Source organism: Candidatus Nanopusillus massiliensis (assembly GCF_920984865.1).
Map to the genome: position 1 here is coordinate 567193 of NZ_OV100765.1, position 1186 is coordinate 568378.

At 23.2% G+C, this 1186-nt stretch carries 2 protein-coding genes (1 of these 2 cut by a window edge); both read right to left on the reverse strand.

Features of this window, described 5'->3' with window-relative positions; genetic code table 11:
- Window positions 1-399 precede the first annotated feature (399 nt).
- Window positions 400-825 (reverse strand): type II secretion system F family protein, encoded by a 426-nt coding sequence (locus tag LUA84_RS03680; protein ID WP_231434495.1) that lies wholly within the window; start codon window positions 823-825, stop codon window positions 400-402.
- A 258-nt stretch (window positions 826-1083) separates the two neighbouring features.
- Window positions 1084-1186, reverse strand: the 3' end of a protein-coding gene (locus tag LUA84_RS03685) for a type II secretion system F family protein (RefSeq protein WP_231434496.1). The gene runs 170 nt beyond the window's last position; the window shows 103 of its 273 coding nt (coding positions 171-273); the start codon falls outside the window, past its right edge — the gene reads right to left on this strand; it ends in the stop codon at window positions 1084-1086.

The following is a 1186-nucleotide window of genomic DNA, read 5'->3' on the forward strand; positions in this document are numbered from 1 at the left end:
TTATGAAAGCAAAGAAATAGTTTTACATATTTATATTTATTAAAAACATACCTTTTGGAACAAATGGAAGTACAATATTAAATAATATTATAACCATAAATAGAAATATTGCTACATATTTTGCTCCAGCTTTATATGAATCNTCATCACATCTTTCCCATAGACAATCCAGCAAAAACTGCCTGAATTATTGACATATAATACATTAGATCATTAATAAAATTAAAATTAACATTCGATACNNGTCCAGGTAATGAAATTTGTAAGAATGGTAATAAAAATACTTGAAATGTAAATACTATACCTAAGAAAAAGGCAAATAAATATATCAATGAATTATATTTTCATGTATTTCCACCTTTTTATCTTCTTTTATTTTTCTAATCTCCAATATACTATTTATAATTGCTTCCAAACCTTGTTCAAGATTTCCTCCTTCTTTATATTATCTATTAAAGATTGTATTGTTCTCTTAATCATTCTATTATTGCTTTCTTTCGCAAATTGCGTAAATGAATCTTCAATACTTACACCCCAATCAATTCTTGAGGATAAATTTTTTATCAATTCATTAATTCTTCCATAATCATTTTTTGCCTCAATTTGTTTTAATGCAATTGGTAGTGATAATCCAGATTTCAATAATCCAATTAAATCAATTGAAAATCTAATAAATTGTTCCTCTTTTTCTTTTTCTATATTATTAACAATTGTTTGATAAATTAAATAAGGAAATATACCAGCCATTAACCCAGTTACAATTGAATTTAAAATGCCAAAATTAAATACAAAATAAAATAGAAATACAAGAATTATTAAATACATATATCAATTATTTCTTCCTTCATTCTTTTGTTAATTTATCAAATAGAATTATAAAGCCAATATTAATAACAGGTAATCCTATATATGTAATTATTNCTAATATTCCCTGAATATTTATATTGTATGTTTGCTGTAATCATTGATAATAACATTACTCCAACAGATATTATTATCATTGGTATTGTTAATACCATTCCAACATATNNNTCGGAAAATGTCTTCATTAACTGATTAATTTTCTTTAAAAAAGAATTATATCTAATCATTTCTTGTTGAGAGTATAATATTAGAAATTCTGATTTCTTTCTTCCAGATGTGAATGGTTAATATTAGTTCTTNNNNAAACTCTTTTAGATCTTTT

Bases quoted from the DNA above. Each gene is read 5' to 3' on its own strand.
- LUA84_RS03680 (WP_231434495.1), bottom strand. From the start codon at position 825: ATGTATTTAATAATTCTTGTATTTCTATTTTATTTTGTATTTAATTTT.